Source organism: Cellvibrio sp. 25HG11W-0, from assembly GCF_057815475.1.
On record NZ_CM174230.1, the window covers coordinates 1,713,259 to 1,730,444 of the forward strand.

Below are 17,186 nucleotides of genomic sequence, written 5' to 3' on the forward strand. Positions count from 1 at the left end.
AACCCCGACACGCCTATCTGTCTGTATCCACCAAAAGCCAATTTGCTATTCACTCGGGCTTTTGGTTTGCGCTGCGCGATGGACATGTTGGCGTTCGTTCCTCACCGCCAACCTACATTACGCGTTGACCGGGTTTGGCGCCGGTGTTGGGCTCCAGCAAATAAATCTCTTTATCGCCGGGGCCTGCGGCTAACACCATGCCTTCGCTCATGCCGAACTTCATTTTGCGCGGCTTAAGGTTGGCAACCATTACCGTCAGCTTGCCCACCAAGTCTTTGGGGTCGTAGGCGCTTTTAATGCCGGAGAATACATTGCGCGTTTCGCCGCCCAGATCCAAGGTCAGGCGCAGTAACTTGTCGGAGCCTTCCACATGTTCGGCATTGGCGATAAGGGCTATACGCAAATCTACCTTGGCAAAATCATTAAAGTCGATCTCAGCCGCAATGGGTTCATCTGCTAAGGGCCCCGAAGCTTTGTCATTCGCGGCGCTGGCTTGGGGCGCAGCGGCAGCAAGGGCTTCTTTAGTGGCGTCGAGCATGGCGTCTACCTTGTCTTTTTCGATACGGGTTAACAGTGGTTTAAAGTCATTAAGCTTTTCGTTGGCGCGGAAGCTAATAGGAGCAGCCCATGTGAGTGTCTCGCCTAAGAAGGCTTCTGCATCGGCGGTGAGCGCGGGCACTACGGGTTTCAAGTAGGTCAAAATCGCGCGGAACATATTAATGCCGAGCGTGCAGACTGCCTGAGTTTGCGCTTCTGCGCCTGCTTCTTTGGCCAGCTTCCAGGGTGCTTGGGTGGCAATGTATTCGTTGGCGGCATCGGCTAAGGCCATGATTTCACGCATGGCTTTGCTGAACTCGCGCGCTTCATAAAGTGCTGCAATGGTTTCGCCTGCATCGACAAACTTCTGCCAAAGCACGGGGTCGGCAATCTCATTCGCCAAGACACCGCCCGCATTGTTAATAAACTTGGCGGTGCGGCTGGCGATATTAACGACTTTACCCACTAAATCGCTGTTAACGCGCTGTATAAAATCTTCCAAGTTCAGGTCAATGTCATCTACCGCCCCGGTCAGTTTGGCGGCGAAGTAGTAACGTAGGTACTCAGGATTCAAATGATCGAGATAGGTCTGGGCATTGATAAAGGTGCCGCGCGACTTGCTCATCTTGGTGCCGTTAACTGTTACGAAGCCGTGTACGCACACCTTAGTCGGCGTGCGCAGCTTGGCGCTGTGGAGCATGGCGGGCCAAAAGAGCGCGTGGAAGTTGACTATGTCTTTGCCGATAAAGTGATACACCTCAGCGGTTGAATCCTGCTTCCAGTAGTCCATCCAGTCAATGCCGTGCTTATCGCCGTAGTTTTTTAGGCTGGCGATATAGCCTACGGGCGCATCCAGCCATACGTAAAAGAACTTGCCGGGCTGGCCGGGAATCTCAAAACCAAAGTAGGGCGCATCGCGGGATATGTCCCATTCCTGCAAACCGGAATCGAGCCATTCAGCCATTTTGTTGGCCACTTCATCTTGCAGGTGACCAGCGCGGGTCCAGTCTTTTAAGAAGTCGCCAAAGGCGGGCAGGGTGAAGAAAAAGTGTTCAGAGTCTTTGGCGACGGGTGTGGCGCCGGAAATCGCCGATTTGGGGTTGATCAAATCCATGGGCGAATAGGTCGCGCCGCACTTTTCACAATTGTCGCCGTATTGGTCTTCGGTCTTACACTTGGGGCAGGTGCCTTTAATGTAGCGATCCGCCAAGAATAGTTGTTTCTCAGGGTCGTAAGCCTGAGTGATCTTGCGCGAGGCTATGTGACCATTGGCCTGCAAGCGCTCATAGATCATGTAGGAGAGTTCGCGGTTCTCCTCAGTGTGGGTGCTGTGGAAATTGGCGAAGTTGATATTAAAGCCCTTAGATACGGCTTCGTGATCGCGTTTGATATTGGCGATGTGCTCTTCGGCAGTAATCCCCTTTTCTTCAGCCTTGAGCATAATCGCGGTGCCATGGGCATCGTCGGCGCAGAAGTATAGGCAGTCGTGACCGCGCAAGGTTTGAAAACGCACCCAGATATCCGTTTGAATTTGCTCCAGCATGTGACCGAGGTGCAGGTCGCTGTTGGCATAGGGAAGGGCGCTGGTGACGAGAATTTTGCGTTGGGTCATAGAAGCTCAAAGCCTTTGATCAGTGCGGGTGTGCTGAACAGTAGAGTAGGTGGTCAATTAAGCGCCATACATAATATGACGATAAATAAAAAGGCGCGCACTATAGCATTTTTCCGCGCAGGTATCAGGCTGGCGCGACCTTGGGGTGTATTTCACAGAGGCATAATGCATACTCCCCGAGCACCTACTATGGCTGCTGGGCAAATTCTTTGTCGTCAGCTGATCTTTCCTCGCAATAATTTGAAAAAGGATAGTCACATGAATCAACAAGACTCTAATGCTCAAACACAATCTACTTCTGGCGCATCACAGGATTCCAAAAACTTGGCGGTGTTGCTCTGGGTTATCTCTATATTCTTTATGTTTATCCCAGGTTTGGTCATTTATTTACTGAAAAAAGATGATGCTTACCTGGTTGATCAAAGCAAAGAGGCGCTTAACTGGGGCATTACAGCAGCACTTGGTTATCTCGTTGGCAGTATTTTAATGTTTATTGCTATAGGTGGTTTAGTGATGTCTGCTGTCGGACTCTGTCACTTGGTGTTCTGTATTATGGGTGTTATAGCGACCTCTAGCGGCCAAACTTTTCGTGTGCCCTTTGCGTTGCGATTAATTAAATAAGCGCGTTTTTAGTCGTATTAAAACTGTTGGCGACACTCAATCGCCAGCAGTAATTCAGATGATTGTTTTAGATTATTATTGTGCTTCATCCAATTGTTTGCGTCGGGCAGCTTCGGCCTGTTTAAGTGCTTCCTCTACCGCTTTGGCTTGCTCTAGGGCTTTAGTCTGCGCAGCCGTCAGCACGCCTTGGGGTTTTTCTGCGGCACTGGTATTGGTATTGATATTTGAGGTTTGAGTGTGATCTTTGCTGCAAGCCGAAAATTGCAATGCGATTAATATGAGTAGCGTGCGGTGAATTATATTCATGTAAGTTGCCTCTTAAAAAATGACTCGTTGAGTGTAGCCCTGTCTGCATCTCACTTCTGTGTTTAAACCTAACCTAGGGAAAGACTATGTCGCTCACCCGTATCAACGAATTTCAAGCTGCGCCCGGTAAAGCCGAGGAATTGTTCACTTTTTTACAATCGCTAATACCCTTTATCAGTTCCTCCCCTGGCTGTAACGGGTGCGAAGTATTGCGCAATTGCGAGCAGGCCGATACTTTTGTGGTCATTGAACGCTGGGAGTCAAAAGCCGCTCATCAAGCGTCTATCGCGCGTTTTCCCAAAGAGGATATGCAAGCGGCCATGGCTTTGTTTGGTGCCGCGCCTAAGGGCAATTACTATCAGGTGGAGTAAAGGAATAAATGACACATAAATTTGAAGCTAAGGTTTTGGAAGGCGACTTGGTGCGCCTAGAGCCCCTGTCTGAGCATCATAAAGTGGGCTTAGCGGCAGCCATTGCCGATGGCGAATTGTGGAATCTCTTTGTAACGCTGGTGCCGCATCCCGACAAGCTTGATGACTTTATCGCCCATGCCCAGCAACAATTTGCCGCGGGCGAAGGCATAACCTATGTCACTGTCGATAAAGCCAGCGGCTTGATTGCGGGCTCCACTCGCTTTATGAAGGCCAATTTACCCAATAAGCGGGTGGAAATTGGCTTTACGTTTTTGGCCAAACGCTGGCAGAAAACCCGCATTAATACCGAAGCCAAATACTTGATGCTGCGTCATGCTTTTGAAACTATGCAGCTTAATCGGGTTGAATTGCTCACCGATTATTTAAACAAATCGTCGCGCACCGCGATTTTAGGTTTAGGTGCGAGGGAGGAAGGTATTTTGCGCAGCCATATGGTAATGCCCAATGGTCGCGTGCGCGACACAGTAATTTACAGCATTACCGCTAACGACTGGGAGGGTGTGAAACAGCATTTGAGCTATAAATTAACGCTCATTTAATGGGCTGCACAGGCTATATTGGTCTATAAATACAACTCCGATGTTATCAATAATAATTGCGAGGAATGCTGTATGAGCGTCTCTATTACCGCTGCCGATATTATGACCACAGAGCTCTTAACGGCCTATGAAGGTTGGACTATTCACCGCTTGGCTGAATTCTTTATTAAGCATCAAATTTCTGCTGCACCTGTCATCGCCTCTGACCATGAACTAGTAGGGGTGGTGAGTGTGGCTGATGTATTTCGTTTTAATGCCATGAATGATGATGCAAAAGGGCACTTGCTGCGCAACCATTATCGCGACAGTTGCGGCACTGAAATACCCGAAGAAGATTTGCGTTCATGGGTAAAAGATGCAGAAAAAAATTGTACAGTGCATCGCATTATGGTGCCGGAAGTTATTGCTGTGGAAAAAACAGCGTCTTTACATCAAGTGTCTGCAGTGTTATTAGAAAACCACATTCACCGTGTTTTTGTCACAGAAGACAAAAAAGTAATAGGCGTGATTACCTCTATGGATGTGTTGCGTACGCTGCATCAAGCAGCCTAGCAGGCGATTAAATAGCTTTAATATGATTAGGCACCGCTTTTGCACCTTTTTTATTGCGGGCTGCGTTCAGGCCCGCAAGCTTTCTTAGTTCTCTCGATTTTCCTCCTCTGATTTTTACTTGAGTATTCCCTGTTGAAAATACATTTCTTTGTGGCATTTTGTTCTCATGCCATGAGTTGCGCACCCTTGGCTTAAATTGTCATTGAACTTTCATAAATCTTTAACCTGATGTCCTCAAGATATTTTCTTTGCGGTCTGCAGCTTAACGGGCGGCTAACACTAAGATTGTCAAGGGACGTTATGGGTTTGAAAGTGCTATTAGCTAAACACAGTTGGCTGTGTTTGTTTGCGGCTTTATTGTTATTAAGTGTATGGCGACTATGTGCGCGCGAAGCTATACAGATGGAATTGTTTTTTGATGAGGCCTACTACTGGGGGTGGGCGCAAGCGCCGGCCTGGGGCTACTACTCCAAACCGCCTGTGCTTGCATGGATAATTAGCTTAACCACAGCGCTTTTGGGGGATAGTGAATTTGCATTGCGCTTGGGCTCAGCAGTGCTTTACCCCGCCACGGCATTGGTTATTTTTGCGTTGGCGCGCAGGCTTTTTATGGCATCAGCACAGCGCGATCTTATTGCGCTTGCGGGTGGCATTACCTTTATTAGTTTGCCCGTAATCGGTTTTGGCAGTTGGTTTATGACCACTGATGCACCGCTGTTATTTTTTTGGAGCCTTGCGCTCCTGAGCTACGTGGCCGCGTTAGGTACAAATAGCTGGGGAGCCTGGCTCGGATTAGGTGCGGCCTTAGGTTTGGGAATGCTAAGTAAATACAGCATGGTTTTTTTTGGTGTTTGTATGCTATTACATCTATCGCTTTCCAATGAAATCTGGCGGCAGTTACGCAATTCGCGACTTTGGGTTGCAGTAGGTTTGGCACTTTTTATTTGGTCGCCCAATCTCTGGTGGAATGCCAGTAATGACTTCGCTAGCTACAGGCACACTGCAGAAATTTCTCAGCTAGATCATGCGTCTTTTAATTTTAAACATATGCTGGAATTTGTTGCGGCGCAATTTGGACTGTTCGGGTTTATTTTATCGGTAGGCTTATTGTGGGCACTATTGCGCACTAAGTCCTTGTGGCGCGATGCTCGCTTAAAGTTACTGGCCTGCTTTAGCTTTACACCGCTGGTGCTGTTCGCTGGTTTGGCGTTCACTTCTCGCGCCTTTGCCAATTGGGCTGCTTTTTCATATGTGGCTGCGGCGCTCTTAATTGCTGCACTCTGGGTGCAGCAAGCGCGCTGCCGTTTATTGTTAGCCGGTATAAGTCTTAATGTGGCGCTGCTGGCCGTGTTAATGCACTGGCATAGCATTGCGCCGATATTGGGTATAACACTCAGTGCGAAAACCGATCCCTACTATCGTGTGAGCGGTTGGCGCGGCTTGGGTGAGCAACTTATTCCGCTGTTAGAGCAGTATCCGCACGCGCGGCTACTCGGTGACTCGCGCGACACTCTGGCAGAGATGAGTTTTTACGCTGGGCGACAGACAGCTAATGGCCGCGAGCCGCTTATTTATAATCCTACGGGTGCTATTACTAATCACTATGCGCTCGTGGCTGATATTAGCAATCATCCTCAAGGCGAATTTATTTGGGTGACCAAAGAGGATGTCACATCTCAAGCCTCACAGTTGTTTGCTCAAGCGCGTTACTTAACCCTGCTAACACAAACAATTTATCCCGGCAAAGCGCGTCAGTTGCACGTGTGGTGGGTTAAAGACTATCACCAGCAGTCGCACAATAGCGCGCAAAAAAATGCTGCTAGCAAACTCGGAGGCGTAGAGCATGCTGAATAGAGGTTGGAGCCTTAGCTTGGCATTGTTCCCGCTGTTGGTGATTCTCTTTATTTTATTTCCTGCAATCGATTTGTGGATAAGCCAATTTTTTTGGCAGCCAGCTGAAGGGTTTTGGGGCGAACAGCTCGGGTTATTTACCTGGGTGCATCGCAATATAAAATTTTTAATTGCTGTGGTTTTAGTTGTCATGTTGAGTGCTTGGTTGTTGAGTACTTGGCGGCGAGCACCGCCGTGGTTGAAAGCACATCGAAAAAGCCTTAGCTATTTACTTTTGGTGTTTTTGTTAGGTCCAGGGCTGTTAGTGAATTTGGTATTTAAGGATCAATGGGGGCGCGCGCGTCCGCATCAGGTCGCCAACTTTGGCGGCGATAAACAGTTTACGCCCGCGTGGATACCCAGCAATCAATGCGGCCATAACTGCTCTTTTGTCTGTGGTGATGCATCCGTAGGTTTCGCGCTCTTGGCGGGCATTTTTCTCAGCCGTCGCCCGCGTCGCTGGTTTATTGCAAGCCTTGTTGTGGGAGGGTTTTTAGGCTTTATGCGCGTTGCACAAGGCGGGCATTTTTTTAGTGATGTTATTTTTAGCTGGTATGCTGTTGCCTGCAGTATTTGGCTTTTAGCCTATTGGCGCAATCTTCATAATGCGCGTGCAGTTCGCCTAGTCGCGCAACCGACTTGAGTTGTCTATGGGGATCAGGTGCTTGAGGTAAATTATAGAAATGCTACTATATTGCGGCTTGTGATTCTCATACGTACTGCACCTCGTAATACCTAGGATGCCCCATGCTTCATAATCCCACAGATATTTTTATTCGCTACTTGCAACAACTCGCCGTAATACTCGAAAAAATTGCTCAGCGTGAACAGCAGAACCCCGCCATATTGAGTGCGCGTTTAACCGCGGATATGCTGCCGCTTATTCAGCAGGTGCGGGCGACGGCAAACTTTAGTCTCAGGGCCTGTTGCCCTCTTGCTGCTATACCTCTTGTGCTGTTTAATAATCCTGAGTGCACCTTTAATGGCTTGCAAACACAAATTGCACAGACCATCGCTTTTTTGCAGGCTATTCCAGCAGAAAATTTTACACATTCCGAAGCAAAAAAATTGCCAGAAAAAGCAGGTTTTGCTGAGTTGAATTTACCGCCAGAGGACTTCCTCTATCAATATACGCTGCCTAATTTCTTCTTTCATATGAGCATGGTATATGCGATTGCGCGCAGTCGCGGCGTAGCGTTGAGTAAAGGAGATTTTGACGGCTATCACCGTTATCCCACAAGCTTTTCATTTGAGAAAAAATAAGCTTAGCCGCTTGGTTGTCATCAAACCGTCAGCGAACAAGCGCAAGGTATTCAAGGGTGGATGTGGTAGACTGCGCCTACTCGGGCTGTTATTGCTATTTTTTAGCCATACTGCCCCATAAAGTCGCTTAGCAGCTTTCTCTTAAGACTTTTTTCATCTTATTCCTACGAAATTTTTATCCCCTCGTCATAATTCTGCGCCTAATGTGTGCAAAATTTTGTTCTATTGCTTTTTCGCACTTAATGACACTCAGCAGGAGTTAGTCAGATGCAACAGCTTACTCAAGCCGGCCAGCAAATGGTCAATGATCTTTCTTATCGCTATAACCTCAGCCAAGATGCAGTGGTGCATATGCTGGTTGCAGTTAGCAACGGCGGCGGCACTATGGCGCAATTTAATTGCCCAGAGTTGGGTGGTGGCGGCCAGTGGATGCAAGGCGGCATGACCATGGTGGGCGATATGTTTAACCACGGTTTAAAAAATACCGTGAATAATCTCTGCGCGGAATTATCCAATGGGCTTGCCAATATGCAAGTATTCCCACCTGCACCTAAAGGTACTCGCGGTAGCAATCAATGGTGGCCTGGTGACTTGGGCTCGCCTTTTAGCAGCGGCGGGCAAAATAATATTCGCTATGCGGTTTTTCCGCGCCGTCTTGCAGTTGAATTAAATGGTCAAGTAACGGTTTACGACACCTTGGATAATAATATTGGTGGTGTAAGTCAGCAGCAGGGCGGCGATAACTCGCTTACGTTTAGCAGCCAGTACGGCACTATCGCAGTATCAAGCTTGCCAATTATTTCTGGTGCAGGTATTGCGCCTGCGCCACAAACGAATTTTTTAGCTCCGGCCCCAGCCTCTTCACAATCGAGTAGCCAGTCGAACAACAACTTTAGTCAGCCCGCTGTCAATAACAACAGCAATATGAATAATTCAGGTAATAACCAAAGCAATAATCCATCGCATCATGAGTTGGTGAGTTTGATTGAAAAGCTAGCGGCATTACATGCAGCGGGTGCGCTTACAGATAGTGAATTTAACACCAAAAAACAAGATTTATTAAATCGTCTTTGATGGTTGGCGCAGGTACGCAAATACCTGCGTTTATTATTTTTTCGCTTTCGGTTTTCTTTCTTTTAAAAAACGTCCTAAAACCACGTAAATCCCGCCACACGCGCTTTAAAAAAATCGCCGTTAAAAGTTCGAGTAGCCGTAGGTGATAATAGGCTCGCCGCACCAAAGCACACCATCAAGGGGAGCAAGTGTTCTTCGCGTGGATGGCAGAAGCGAGCTTCTGGCGCTTGTGCCCAATGTATAAGCGCGAGTTTGCGTTCCTCATAACGTAGGTTTTCACTGCATAAAATGTTATCGAGCCAAGCCCAGCTCAGCCTGCATTGGCAATGGAATGCTAATTATCAGCCTGAGTGGTATTCGCTCAGTGCGCGCCCTGGTTATTTGCGTTTGAACGCGCAGCCTGAGGTTGTGGGCGCCAATAAAAATCTCTGGTTAATGCCATCACTCTTATTGCAAAAACTAAGTGCTCCAAATTTTCGCGTTGATGTGAAAGTAGATTTTCCCGAACAATTGGGCGAGGTGACTGCAGGATTATTAATTTTTGGGGAAGACTACGCATAGATAGGGTTTAGGAGCAATTTCAATACCGATAGCGTAGAAATAGGCTACGGCGCTTGTCATGGTGCGCGTATAGGTTGCAGTGAAAGCTTTACCCCAGTCGAGCAAATTCCGCTTGATAAAACGCGAGAGGCGCGCAGTATTGAGCTGCGCGTAACCATGAATGAAGGTGGCAGCAGCGTTTTTGCCTATAAGCTGGCCAATGGTCGCTATCGCACTATAGGCGAGATGTTTCAAGCCACGCCGGGGCGTTGGGTAGGTGCGAAGAGGGATTGTTTGCGCGGATTGATGCCCAGGCAGCAGATTCTTTAAAAACGAATAAAATAGAGCAGGGTGCAACAGAGCATAATTATATCGATGTGGATTTTTTCCGCGTTACTACGCCTACACCTTAATTTATAGGTGTGGCGCAGTGCAGTTTGGTTACTCTGCTTGATCAACTTCAATGGCGGTGAGAAAAGATTTTTTGCCTTTCTTGTAACGCTTTAAGGCGGTAGCTTCGCGAAAGGCTTCAAGCAGTGCGCTGGTAAAATCATATACGCGCGAATCAAATCCTTTTTGGTGTACTGCCGCCTCATAGCCTTGGGTGTGAGCATCCCCAAAAAGCGCGACACTTTCAATAATATTAGTAGCGATACTCATATCCGTAGGTGCATCAAAAGACGCTGCGCAAATATTGGCATCAGTTGCGTGATAATTACGGCAGCGAAACGGGCGCACAGGGTAGATGCCGCATTGCTTATCGATTAGAAAGGGGCACTTAATATTGGTGGTCAAATGTTGTTCGGCAGTAAGGCTGCGGATAACTTTTTCGTTGACCTCCGCTTCTTTTAAAATATCTAGTCTTGTTTCTACTGGCAGCGAGGACTCCATAAATTCTTTAATTAAAAAAACTTCGTGGGCGCGCACTTCCACTTTGTAGTGGCAGCAGTAAGCACAGCCTGCTTCACAGGCAGGCTTAACACTTGCTTGGTCAATACTGGTCGCAATTAATGCTTCATGGCGTTGGTAGGATTTTGCCAGCGCCGTTTTCGATTTCTTCTCGGTGGCGTAGTCGGCAGCTACACGTCCGTACTCGCTGAGGGCAGTTTGTTGGTAAATATCAGACATAATGGTTGTGTTGGTGGTTAAGAGATCGTGGAGGCAAATTCTACGGGAATATAGCTATTGTCGTAAGCAATTTATCGATACGGGGAGCTGCACCTTGAATGTTGCGTAGGGTTTTTATGGGGCTGCGCGCTTATGCTTATCCCCTATCTTCTTCACTGATAAGTTGGCTGGTGTGTTTTGGTCCTGCGCGGCCTGAGTTCCCGCTGTTGGGTTGTTATTCTCAAGGTTGCCTTGGCTTTGTAGGTAATCGCCAAATTCTTGGCCGAAATTTTCCAGCATGGACTGAATCATAGATCTGGAGGTGATAATGAGATTTTCTTCATCAAGGTAATAAGCGCTTAGCGCTGGATCTGTAGTCGAGTTGTCATTGGCTGCTGTAGGTTCTATAAGCGTTATACGCGTTACCTCTATGCTAATGGCGTAGGGGAAATTTTTGTTACCTATTAAACGATAGAGTGCATTCAACAAAATGAAATGGCTTTGGAATAAACTGAGCGCATCATTAAAATTGGGCAATTCAAGTTGTAGTTTTTGATAGGCCATTTTTAATAGTTCATGCTCATTCCAAAAGTGCTTCGCCAGCAATAACTCACTAAACACACTGAGTTGTTGGTTGTCGAATAGTTTACTGTTAATGGCGTAATGCATGTTTATTGGGTTCATATTCTTAGTACATAGCAGCTGATCCGCGAAAGCGAAATATTGAGCTTATTGTAGCAGCTGGTGGCGAAAATTAAATTTTAGGCAAGAGGTGTGCATACCGGCCTAGCTTTTAAATATTTTTTATAAGGAAAAGGCCAGGCAATAGATGTCTGGCCTTTTTATTGAGAGTGATAGTCAATGGTGTGCGTTAATCTATTTCATATCAACGCAGCGCCAAATTAAAACGTGTATCCAATCTTCGCATACCAATAGGCACCGTTAAAGCCAAAGGGCGCTGAGCGGCGCGAGTAGGTAAATACGCCGGGGCTATCAATTACCATATCGCCACCCACTGACTCCTCTAATTTACCGCCACGGCTTTGGCCAATCATATTCTTGTCGGGATATTTATCAAAAATATTATTACCGCCAAAGCTTAGGCTTAAAGCACTGGCAAACGCATACTCTACATTTAGGTCTGTGAGTAATTTAGCCCCGTAGGTCTGACGCCCTCCATCCTCCACCGTGTATTCGCCGTAGCGGTTAAAGGCGAGGTTCACACGCCAGTTTTCCAGTTGATAGTAACCGGTCAGGCTGATTCTATTATCGGGCTGCCATTCCTCAATAATCGAAATATCCTGCGGGCTAAATACGACATCTGCATCCAGCTGCGCGAGTGAGCCGGCTTGTGAGGTAAACACATCGACCACGTCGGTTTTGGTTTTGTTGCCTGCCAGCGTTAAATCAAGATCGCCGCCAAGAAAATCTATGCCGCTATAGTTCAATACCAAATCGAATCCGCGGGTTTCGGTATTGGCGCCGTTCAAAAAGAACTGGCCTGCGCCTGCGCCTACGGTAGCAAGTGCATTGCCCAAGGTGCCGCTGGGATCATTGGCAGCGCTTAAGCGATTACTGATAACGATGCGATCATCGATATCAATTGCGTAGTAATCAAAGGTGATGGTTAAACGGTCGGCGGGTGTTAATACAATACCGGCGCTGTAGTTATTGGACTCTTCTTCTTTCAATTGTGGAATGCCAATGGCTTTTGCTAATTGGCTGTCGTTGCGGAAGGTGCCAACTTGCACAGCTATTTGTGGGCCAGAGGGGTTGGCGGGGTTAGCAACAAATTGCGTACCTATGTTGTTAAAGTAAAGTTGTTGCATGGACGGCGCGCGAAAACCTGTGCTTATTGCTGAGCGCAGGCGCATAACGTCATTTACTTCCCAGTTTGCGCCCAGCTTAAAGTTGGTAGTGTTGCCAAAGTCTTCGTAGTCATCGAAGCGAAGTGCTGCACTCACCAGCAAACTGTCGGTTAATTGGTAGTCGGTATCGACGAAAGCAGACATCACTTTGCGACTTTCATCAACGGTGGAGCTTGGCGCTATGCCGGGGAATCCTTGAATGCCACCCTCGGCATTTTTAGGGTAGAGCGCTACGCCGCCGTTGTCCAAGTCCGTATCGTAATCGGCATAGGCATATTCTTCACCGGGGATAATTTTGTAATTATCAATACGATATTCAAAACCCGTTGCGAGCGATAAATCGCCAAAGGTTTTATTAAAATCGAGATTAAAAGTTTGCAGGCCCAACTCTAAGCCGTAGGCATCCGCTTCGCGCGGCACTGCTGCTCGTATCTCAGCATCCGCTAATCCTTGTTCATATCTAAGGTAATTCACATAGGAATAATTAACGGAGTTGCTGGTGTTGTAGTCGATTTTATTGATGCCATTGGTGTAGGACAAATCCATTTGCCAGCCGTTGCTGAATTCAGTGCGATAACCCAGGTTGGCAGAAAGGTCATCGATTTGTGAATTAATCAGTGGCACAAAACCATCAGGGATTACATTGTTTCCATCACTTAAGGCGGCTGAATATCCAGAGCTAGGATTGCGGAAAAAAGCGCCTGACTGGCTCTCGCGGGCTGAATAGGTGACAAATCCGTAAGCCTCGCCTGCACCTACATCCATCGCGCCATTGAGCACCATTGCGATCTGTTCTGAATCGGCATCACCAATGCGAAATTGGCCTCGATCAAACGTAATTTCACGCGGATCACCCACTTCTGCAATCCCGTTGCCATCGCTGTCACTGCAACCGCCATAGACACAATCGCCCTGCAACCCGGCGCGATTACTTTTAGCGCGATCGCGATAATTCAACGTCACATTGACATAGCCCGAGTCGCCCAGCGCAAAGCCACTATTTAAATCGACGTTAATTGTTTCGCCATCACCTTCGTTGTATTCCCCGTAGGAGCTGCTGATATTGCCGCCGTCATTAGCATCTTTAAGCACGATATTAATCACACCTGCAATCGCATCGGAACCGTACTGAGCGGCGGCGCCATCGCGTAAAACTTCAATGCGTTTAATCGATGCCGCTGGAATCGCATTCATATCGACACCGGCAGTGCCGCGCCCAACAGAGGTGTTGATGTGAATTAAAGAAGCTTGGTGGCGTCGCTTGCCATTAATCAACACCAAGGTTTGATCCGGCCCTAAACCACGCAAGGTTGCAGGGCGCAGTGCATCAGTGCCATCGCTAATAGACGACGTGGGAAAATTAAACGAAGGGGCCAAGCTTTGAATCATGCGGCCCACTTCTGTTTGCCCTGTTTTTGTTAAGGCCTCGGTATCGAGCACGTCAACCGGCACAGGAAGGTCTTCCGCTGTGCGGCCTTTGGTGCGCGTACCTACAATCATCAGTTCTTCTACACCGCTCGCTTGGTGCGTTTCTTGCGCTTGCACCACAGCTGCACTTATCGCAAGTGGTAGGGGCAGCATTAGGCCGAGCAAATTGGGTAAGGTAAATTTACGGGTGATTTTTTTAAGTTTAATCGATGAGTGTGTGTGTGATCCTATTGTGCTGAGCATAGTAACTCTCCATGGTCTTTGAAAGATATGTCTTAAACGTAAAAAATAGCATTTCTTATGAATGGTATAAAATGTTAATAAATAGAAAATATTTAATAAATTTTACATTTTTTTGATTTTAGTATTATTTGTTGATGATGGGGCCGTTACGTAACAGTGATGTTTCTGTAAATAAAATATATATGGTTTGTAAAAAATAAAATTTTACAAAAAACTGGAATGGAATAGCGCAAAAAAATATATTGGGTAGAGTGTAACCCCATTGTTGTATTGTTAGGCTTAAGTCTCATCGCTCCGCAATACTTTTTAAGCCTTTCAATTGTTTTAAGGATTTCATTTGGTTATATGGGTTAATTAATGTGCAGCTTTGGAGTGTTTATGTGCCAGATAGGGTGAGGTGCTTGCGGTTTTAAATTCGCATGTAAAGTAAGTGTGACGACTGTTTTGTTTAAATGGCTTGCTTCTGCATGTAGAGCCAGCCTTGCTGCTCACAAAAAATTGCAAAATCTTGAAAATTGCCACTGATCCACATTTCATCTGGTTGATCGTGAAAGCCTAGAATGCCTTTATCACCGTCAAGAATTTCGAAGTTGATGCAGTTTAGAATATTTTTTCTAGTCAGTTTTCCTTGCTCTGAAAGTCAGTAATTACCTGCTTATCCACGATAACTTTTGGGTCAGTGGCAAGCTCAATGGCGTGTAATAAAATACAGCGATAATTTTTTGGTAGCACCGAGATTAGTTTCATTAATTTTCTACTTCTCCAGAACATAATATTGATTTTTTGTTGCTCACCACCTTCGCCCCCGAAATAAAATGATTACAAATCCACCTTAATAGCTGAATTTTCTGTTACGACTATTCGTTTCATGACGGCACCGCCTGATGGAATGGGTGCTCCATCCTTATTTTCATCCCACATTATGAACGCGATAAGGTAGAAATCTCCCTTAGGTATATTGGTGAAGATGAATTCATTTTTGGTGTTGCAAGTGGTGGAAATAAGCATTTCATGGTATGCCTTGACATCAGGATTAAATTTTGGTGGGTTTTGAGAGAGCAAAATTTGCCCATCTTTATTGTTACCATAGGTTAACTTGATTCTTTCATTTGAGTAGCTTGCTACGGGTAATAATTCGACATTAAAACTGGCGCAGCCTTTTGTTTCTCCATTTTCTAATCTTATCTCGGCTGAGCCGGATACAGACGAGTTGCCCGCAGTTTTGACCCACTCAATCTCTGTTGCATTGAAGGTGCTAGTAAGTGTTATGGGTTCTGCAGCCAAACAAATCGAGAACTGTGCCAACAGAAAAATAGGTAACATTGGTTTAATAAAAGTATTCATTTTTATTCCTTGTCTATTAAGGCTCTAGATAGATAAAAGGGACTAACGCCAGCTGAGGGATAACCACTTGTGTGTGTTCGCTTATGCTTCTTGCTTCATTAACTTAATGCTTATGACAATAGAGATAAGGCTAGCTATTAGCATGATCGGGCGCCAATAGGTCTTGCGATAAATTGCTACCCCACCTCTATCAATTCCCACGCACAACTTAACAATACGCGATGAGTAAACTGTAACCTGCTCACCCGGTTTGAGCAGGTCATAGCTTGCTTGGTTGATATTACACTTACCCGCGCGCCCTTTAAGGAAAACAAAAAAATCAGCGCTAAGATAGTTCCTGCGGCTCATATTATCTATTTCATAGGAAGCTACCTTGCTGGGTAATAGCGCTTCGATAACAAACACTAGGCAAAAAACGATACATAATTTCCCTGCTAATTTATTGAACATGGTTATTTTACTTTTTTCGCTGCTTATTGATGTTGGGCCAATATTCTATTGGCAATATGCCCTGTTGATATTGTTATGGTGGGCTAATACTTCTGCTACGACTATGTATTGAAAGTGTAGAAAACCCATGTTAAAACCAAGTTGAGTTGTCTTCACAACCTCAACGAGAAAACAGCATGAGTCGATTTACTAAGTTATCGCATGTGGTGTGACATTGCCAGTACCCTATTGTTTGGACGCCGAAATACAGGTTCAAGGTATTAACGAGTCCAGTGCACTGGCGCTATACAATTACGTGTATATATACAGCGGTCGGTTAGGTTATGACGTGGTGGAGTTGAATCTGCAGATGGATCATGTGCATTTGCTCATAAAATTTCTGCCAAAGGTTTCAATTTCAGCGCTAGTGGATACGTTAAAAGAAAAAGTGCTTTGCGGATTTTTACAAAAAATACCCTATTTAAAGAAAAGACCGTATTGAGGTAATCATTTTTGGTCGAAGGGCTGTTGTGTCGATACAGTGGTGGGTGCCATATGAGCCGCGCATATTGCGCGGGCTTATGGGGCGATTAAACTGGCGTTTTAAACAAAAACCTCTGCACTCGTAACAGGATGTGATCTACGTTATTAGTCGGTTCGTTTTTTTACATGTCCTCTAGCTCGCTGCCGCTGACTAGCCTTTTATCCTGCGTTAGGTCTAGTCGCTCGCTGCGCATCAATAAATGCCTGCACTTGCTGTAGGGGAATATGGTCACTGGTATTGCGACCATACCAGGTTCGCTGCAGGCTGCCGTCCTCAGCGAATAAAAAATCGGCGGGCACTAACTTAACATGGGGATTATTGCTTGGTTTGGCACCCAGAAGAAATCCCTTGATAATCCGCGGCATTCTCATTACTAGGGCTTTCATCAGGGCCATACCTGAGTGTTCAACCCCAAAGCGGTTATACAGCTTTAAATTAGGGTCGGCGATCATGGTAAACGGGCGCGGGTGTTTCGCAACAAAACGGCGCACCTGTTCTGCTGTATCGCTAAATACCGCTATAACTTCTAGGTTTTGCGCCTGCCAATATTGGTAGTTTTGGGTTAATTCATAGACGCGAAAATGACAGAAAGGGCAGGCCGCATCGCGAAAGAAACATAGCATCACGCGTTTTCCGCGCAAATCGCTAAATTGAAAAGGCTTGCCGTGTACATCTTTACCGCGAAAATTTAGGCCCTGAGAAGGGGTGGCTAAGCGCATAAATATCTCCGTATGTCGTTGTTTATGCACTTACGTATCACACAGCAGTTTGGATTCAGAAAACACCCAAAAACCGAAAAATACTGCAAAGTGCCGCTTTTTCTTAATGGGTCAGGGCATTAATCTCTGTGCCAGC

At 46.3% G+C, this 17,186-nt stretch carries 20 protein-coding genes; 10 read left to right on the top strand and 10 right to left on the bottom strand.

The window, feature by feature from the left end; all coding sequences use genetic code 11:
• Positions 1-112 precede the first annotated feature (112 nt).
• Positions 113-2,149, bottom strand: a complete 2,037-nt coding sequence (metG, locus tag AC0KUT_RS07015; protein ID WP_488834648.1) for a methionine--tRNA ligase — start codon at positions 2,147-2,149, stop codon at positions 113-115.
• A gap of 258 nt (positions 2,150-2,407) precedes the next feature.
• Between metG and AC0KUT_RS07020 the strand changes: the two genes are divergently transcribed.
• Positions 2,408-2,770, top strand: a complete 363-nt coding sequence (locus AC0KUT_RS07020) for a DUF4870 domain-containing protein (RefSeq protein ID WP_488834649.1) — start codon at positions 2,408-2,410, stop codon at positions 2,768-2,770.
• A 75-nt stretch (positions 2,771-2,845) separates the two neighbouring features.
• Here AC0KUT_RS07020 and AC0KUT_RS07025 read toward each other — a convergent pair whose 3' ends face one another.
• Complete coding sequence (locus AC0KUT_RS07025) at positions 2,846-3,076, bottom strand: hypothetical protein (RefSeq protein WP_488834651.1); 231 nt, start codon at positions 3,074-3,076, stop codon at positions 2,846-2,848.
• 86 nt (positions 3,077-3,162) lie between these two features.
• Between AC0KUT_RS07025 and AC0KUT_RS07030 the strand changes: the two genes are divergently transcribed.
• The 3 genes from AC0KUT_RS07030 to AC0KUT_RS07040 all read left to right on the top strand — a co-directional run bounded on the left by AC0KUT_RS07030 (position 3,163) and on the right by AC0KUT_RS07040 (position 4,601).
• Positions 3,163-3,447 (top strand): putative quinol monooxygenase, encoded by a 285-nt coding sequence (locus AC0KUT_RS07030; protein ID WP_488834653.1) that lies wholly within the window; start codon positions 3,163-3,165, stop codon positions 3,445-3,447.
• Positions 3,448-3,455: 8 nt separating this feature from the next.
• Positions 3,456-4,049 (top strand): GNAT family N-acetyltransferase, encoded by a 594-nt coding sequence (locus AC0KUT_RS07035; protein WP_488834655.1) that lies wholly within the window; start codon positions 3,456-3,458, stop codon positions 4,047-4,049.
• A 72-nt stretch (positions 4,050-4,121) separates the two neighbouring features.
• Positions 4,122-4,601 carry a CBS domain-containing protein gene (locus AC0KUT_RS07040; protein WP_488834656.1) on the top strand — a complete coding sequence of 160 codons (480 nt, stop codon included), beginning with the start codon at positions 4,122-4,124 and terminating at the stop codon, positions 4,599-4,601.
• A 7-nt stretch (positions 4,602-4,608) separates the two neighbouring features.
• Here AC0KUT_RS07040 and AC0KUT_RS07045 read toward each other — a convergent pair whose 3' ends face one another.
• On the bottom strand, positions 4,609-4,758 hold the full coding sequence (locus AC0KUT_RS07045) for a hypothetical protein (RefSeq protein ID WP_488834658.1): 150 nt from the start codon (positions 4,756-4,758) through the stop codon (positions 4,609-4,611).
• Between the two features lie 143 nt (positions 4,759-4,901).
• On the opposite strand from AC0KUT_RS07045, the gene AC0KUT_RS07050 reads away from it, so the two are divergent.
• The 5 genes from AC0KUT_RS07050 to AC0KUT_RS07070 all read left to right on the top strand — a co-directional run bounded on the left by AC0KUT_RS07050 (position 4,902) and on the right by AC0KUT_RS07070 (position 9,389).
• Positions 4,902-6,455 carry a glycosyltransferase family 39 protein gene (locus tag AC0KUT_RS07050; RefSeq protein WP_488834660.1) on the top strand — a complete coding sequence of 518 codons (1,554 nt, stop codon included), beginning with the start codon at positions 4,902-4,904 and terminating at the stop codon, positions 6,453-6,455.
• Complete coding sequence (locus tag AC0KUT_RS07055) at positions 6,445-7,134, top strand: phosphatase PAP2 family protein (protein WP_488834661.1); 690 nt, start codon at positions 6,445-6,447, stop codon at positions 7,132-7,134. Before AC0KUT_RS07050 ends, AC0KUT_RS07055 begins: the two co-directional genes overlap by 11 nt.
• A 104-nt stretch (positions 7,135-7,238) precedes the next feature.
• Positions 7,239-7,754 (top strand): DUF1993 family protein, encoded by a 516-nt coding sequence (locus AC0KUT_RS07060; RefSeq protein WP_488834662.1) that lies wholly within the window; start codon positions 7,239-7,241, stop codon positions 7,752-7,754.
• Positions 7,755-8,021: 267 nt separating this feature from the next.
• Positions 8,022-8,828 carry an SHOCT domain-containing protein gene (locus tag AC0KUT_RS07065; protein WP_488834664.1) on the top strand — a complete coding sequence of 269 codons (807 nt, stop codon included), beginning with the start codon at positions 8,022-8,024 and terminating at the stop codon, positions 8,826-8,828.
• Positions 8,829-9,116: 288 nt separating this feature from the next.
• The gene (locus tag AC0KUT_RS07070) at positions 9,117-9,389 is read left to right on the top strand and encodes a beta-xylosidase family glycoside hydrolase (RefSeq protein WP_488834667.1); all 273 of its coding nucleotides are present in this window, start codon (positions 9,117-9,119) and stop codon (positions 9,387-9,389) included.
• Here AC0KUT_RS07070 and AC0KUT_RS07075 read toward each other — a convergent pair.
• From AC0KUT_RS07075 to AC0KUT_RS07100, 6 genes are all read right to left on the bottom strand, one after another.
• A complete protein-coding gene (locus AC0KUT_RS07075; RefSeq protein WP_488834669.1) occupies positions 9,363-9,623 on the bottom strand; it encodes a hypothetical protein in 261 nt (86 codons plus the stop codon). The two genes, AC0KUT_RS07070 and AC0KUT_RS07075, sit on opposite strands and share 27 nt — an antisense overlap.
• Positions 9,624-9,809: 186 nt before the next feature.
• Positions 9,810-10,496, bottom strand: coding sequence for a YkgJ family cysteine cluster protein (locus AC0KUT_RS07080; protein WP_488834671.1), 687 nt, complete (start codon positions 10,494-10,496; stop codon positions 9,810-9,812).
• A 114-nt stretch (positions 10,497-10,610) separates the two neighbouring features.
• Positions 10,611-11,159 carry a DNA-J related domain-containing protein gene (locus AC0KUT_RS07085; protein ID WP_488834673.1) on the bottom strand — a complete coding sequence of 183 codons (549 nt, stop codon included), beginning with the start codon at positions 11,157-11,159 and terminating at the stop codon, positions 10,611-10,613.
• Between the two features lie 218 nt (positions 11,160-11,377).
• Positions 11,378-14,014 carry a TonB-dependent receptor plug domain-containing protein gene (locus tag AC0KUT_RS07090; RefSeq protein ID WP_488834674.1) on the bottom strand — a complete coding sequence of 879 codons (2,637 nt, stop codon included), beginning with the start codon at positions 14,012-14,014 and terminating at the stop codon, positions 11,378-11,380.
• Between the two features lie 819 nt (positions 14,015-14,833).
• On the bottom strand, positions 14,834-15,358 hold the full coding sequence (locus AC0KUT_RS07095; protein ID WP_488834675.1) for a hypothetical protein: 525 nt from the start codon (positions 15,356-15,358) through the stop codon (positions 14,834-14,836).
• 81 nt (positions 15,359-15,439) lie between these two features.
• Entirely contained in the window at positions 15,440-15,706 is a 267-nt protein-coding gene (locus AC0KUT_RS07100) for a hypothetical protein (RefSeq protein ID WP_488834678.1), read from the bottom strand.
• Between the two features lie 397 nt (positions 15,707-16,103).
• Between AC0KUT_RS07100 and AC0KUT_RS07105 the strand changes: the two genes are divergently transcribed.
• The gene (locus tag AC0KUT_RS07105; protein WP_488835664.1) at positions 16,104-16,289 is read left to right on the top strand and encodes a transposase; all 186 of its coding nucleotides are present in this window, start codon (positions 16,104-16,106) and stop codon (positions 16,287-16,289) included.
• Between the two features lie 200 nt (positions 16,290-16,489).
• Here the strand turns inward: AC0KUT_RS07105 and AC0KUT_RS07110 are convergent, their stop codons facing one another.
• The gene (locus AC0KUT_RS07110; protein ID WP_488834680.1) at positions 16,490-17,050 is read right to left on the bottom strand and encodes a peroxiredoxin-like family protein; all 561 of its coding nucleotides are present in this window, start codon (positions 17,048-17,050) and stop codon (positions 16,490-16,492) included.
• Between the last annotated feature and the right edge of the window lie 136 nt (positions 17,051-17,186).

Bases quoted from the DNA above. Each gene is read 5' to 3' on its own strand.
- metG (WP_488834648.1), bottom strand. From the start codon at position 2,149: ATGACCCAACGCAAAATTCTCGTCACCAGCGCCCTTCCCTATGCCAAC.
- AC0KUT_RS07020 (WP_488834649.1), top strand. From the start codon at position 2,408: ATGAATCAACAAGACTCTAATGCTCAAACACAATCTACTTCTGGCGCA.
- AC0KUT_RS07025 (WP_488834651.1), bottom strand. From the start codon at position 3,076: ATGAATATAATTCACCGCACGCTACTCATATTAATCGCATTGCAATTT.
- AC0KUT_RS07030 (WP_488834653.1), top strand. From the start codon at position 3,163: ATGTCGCTCACCCGTATCAACGAATTTCAAGCTGCGCCCGGTAAAGCC.
- AC0KUT_RS07035 (WP_488834655.1), top strand. From the start codon at position 3,456: ATGACACATAAATTTGAAGCTAAGGTTTTGGAAGGCGACTTGGTGCGC.
- AC0KUT_RS07040 (WP_488834656.1), top strand. From the start codon at position 4,122: ATGAGCGTCTCTATTACCGCTGCCGATATTATGACCACAGAGCTCTTA.
- AC0KUT_RS07045 (WP_488834658.1), bottom strand. From the start codon at position 4,758: ATGCCACAAAGAAATGTATTTTCAACAGGGAATACTCAAGTAAAAATC.
- AC0KUT_RS07050 (WP_488834660.1), top strand. From the start codon at position 4,902: ATGGGTTTGAAAGTGCTATTAGCTAAACACAGTTGGCTGTGTTTGTTT.
- AC0KUT_RS07055 (WP_488834661.1), top strand. From the start codon at position 6,445: ATGCTGAATAGAGGTTGGAGCCTTAGCTTGGCATTGTTCCCGCTGTTG.
- AC0KUT_RS07060 (WP_488834662.1), top strand. From the start codon at position 7,239: ATGCTTCATAATCCCACAGATATTTTTATTCGCTACTTGCAACAACTC.
- AC0KUT_RS07065 (WP_488834664.1), top strand. From the start codon at position 8,022: ATGCAACAGCTTACTCAAGCCGGCCAGCAAATGGTCAATGATCTTTCT.
- AC0KUT_RS07070 (WP_488834667.1), top strand. From the start codon at position 9,117: ATGTTATCGAGCCAAGCCCAGCTCAGCCTGCATTGGCAATGGAATGCT.
- AC0KUT_RS07080 (WP_488834671.1), bottom strand. From the start codon at position 10,496: ATGTCTGATATTTACCAACAAACTGCCCTCAGCGAGTACGGACGTGTA.
- AC0KUT_RS07085 (WP_488834673.1), bottom strand. From the start codon at position 11,159: ATGAACCCAATAAACATGCATTACGCCATTAACAGTAAACTATTCGAC.
- AC0KUT_RS07090 (WP_488834674.1), bottom strand. From the start codon at position 14,014: ATGCTCAGCACAATAGGATCACACACACACTCATCGATTAAACTTAAA.
- AC0KUT_RS07095 (WP_488834675.1), bottom strand. From the start codon at position 15,358: ATGAATACTTTTATTAAACCAATGTTACCTATTTTTCTGTTGGCACAG.
- AC0KUT_RS07100 (WP_488834678.1), bottom strand. From the start codon at position 15,706: ATGAGCCGCAGGAACTATCTTAGCGCTGATTTTTTTGTTTTCCTTAAA.
- AC0KUT_RS07110 (WP_488834680.1), bottom strand. From the start codon at position 17,050: ATGCGCTTAGCCACCCCTTCTCAGGGCCTAAATTTTCGCGGTAAAGAT.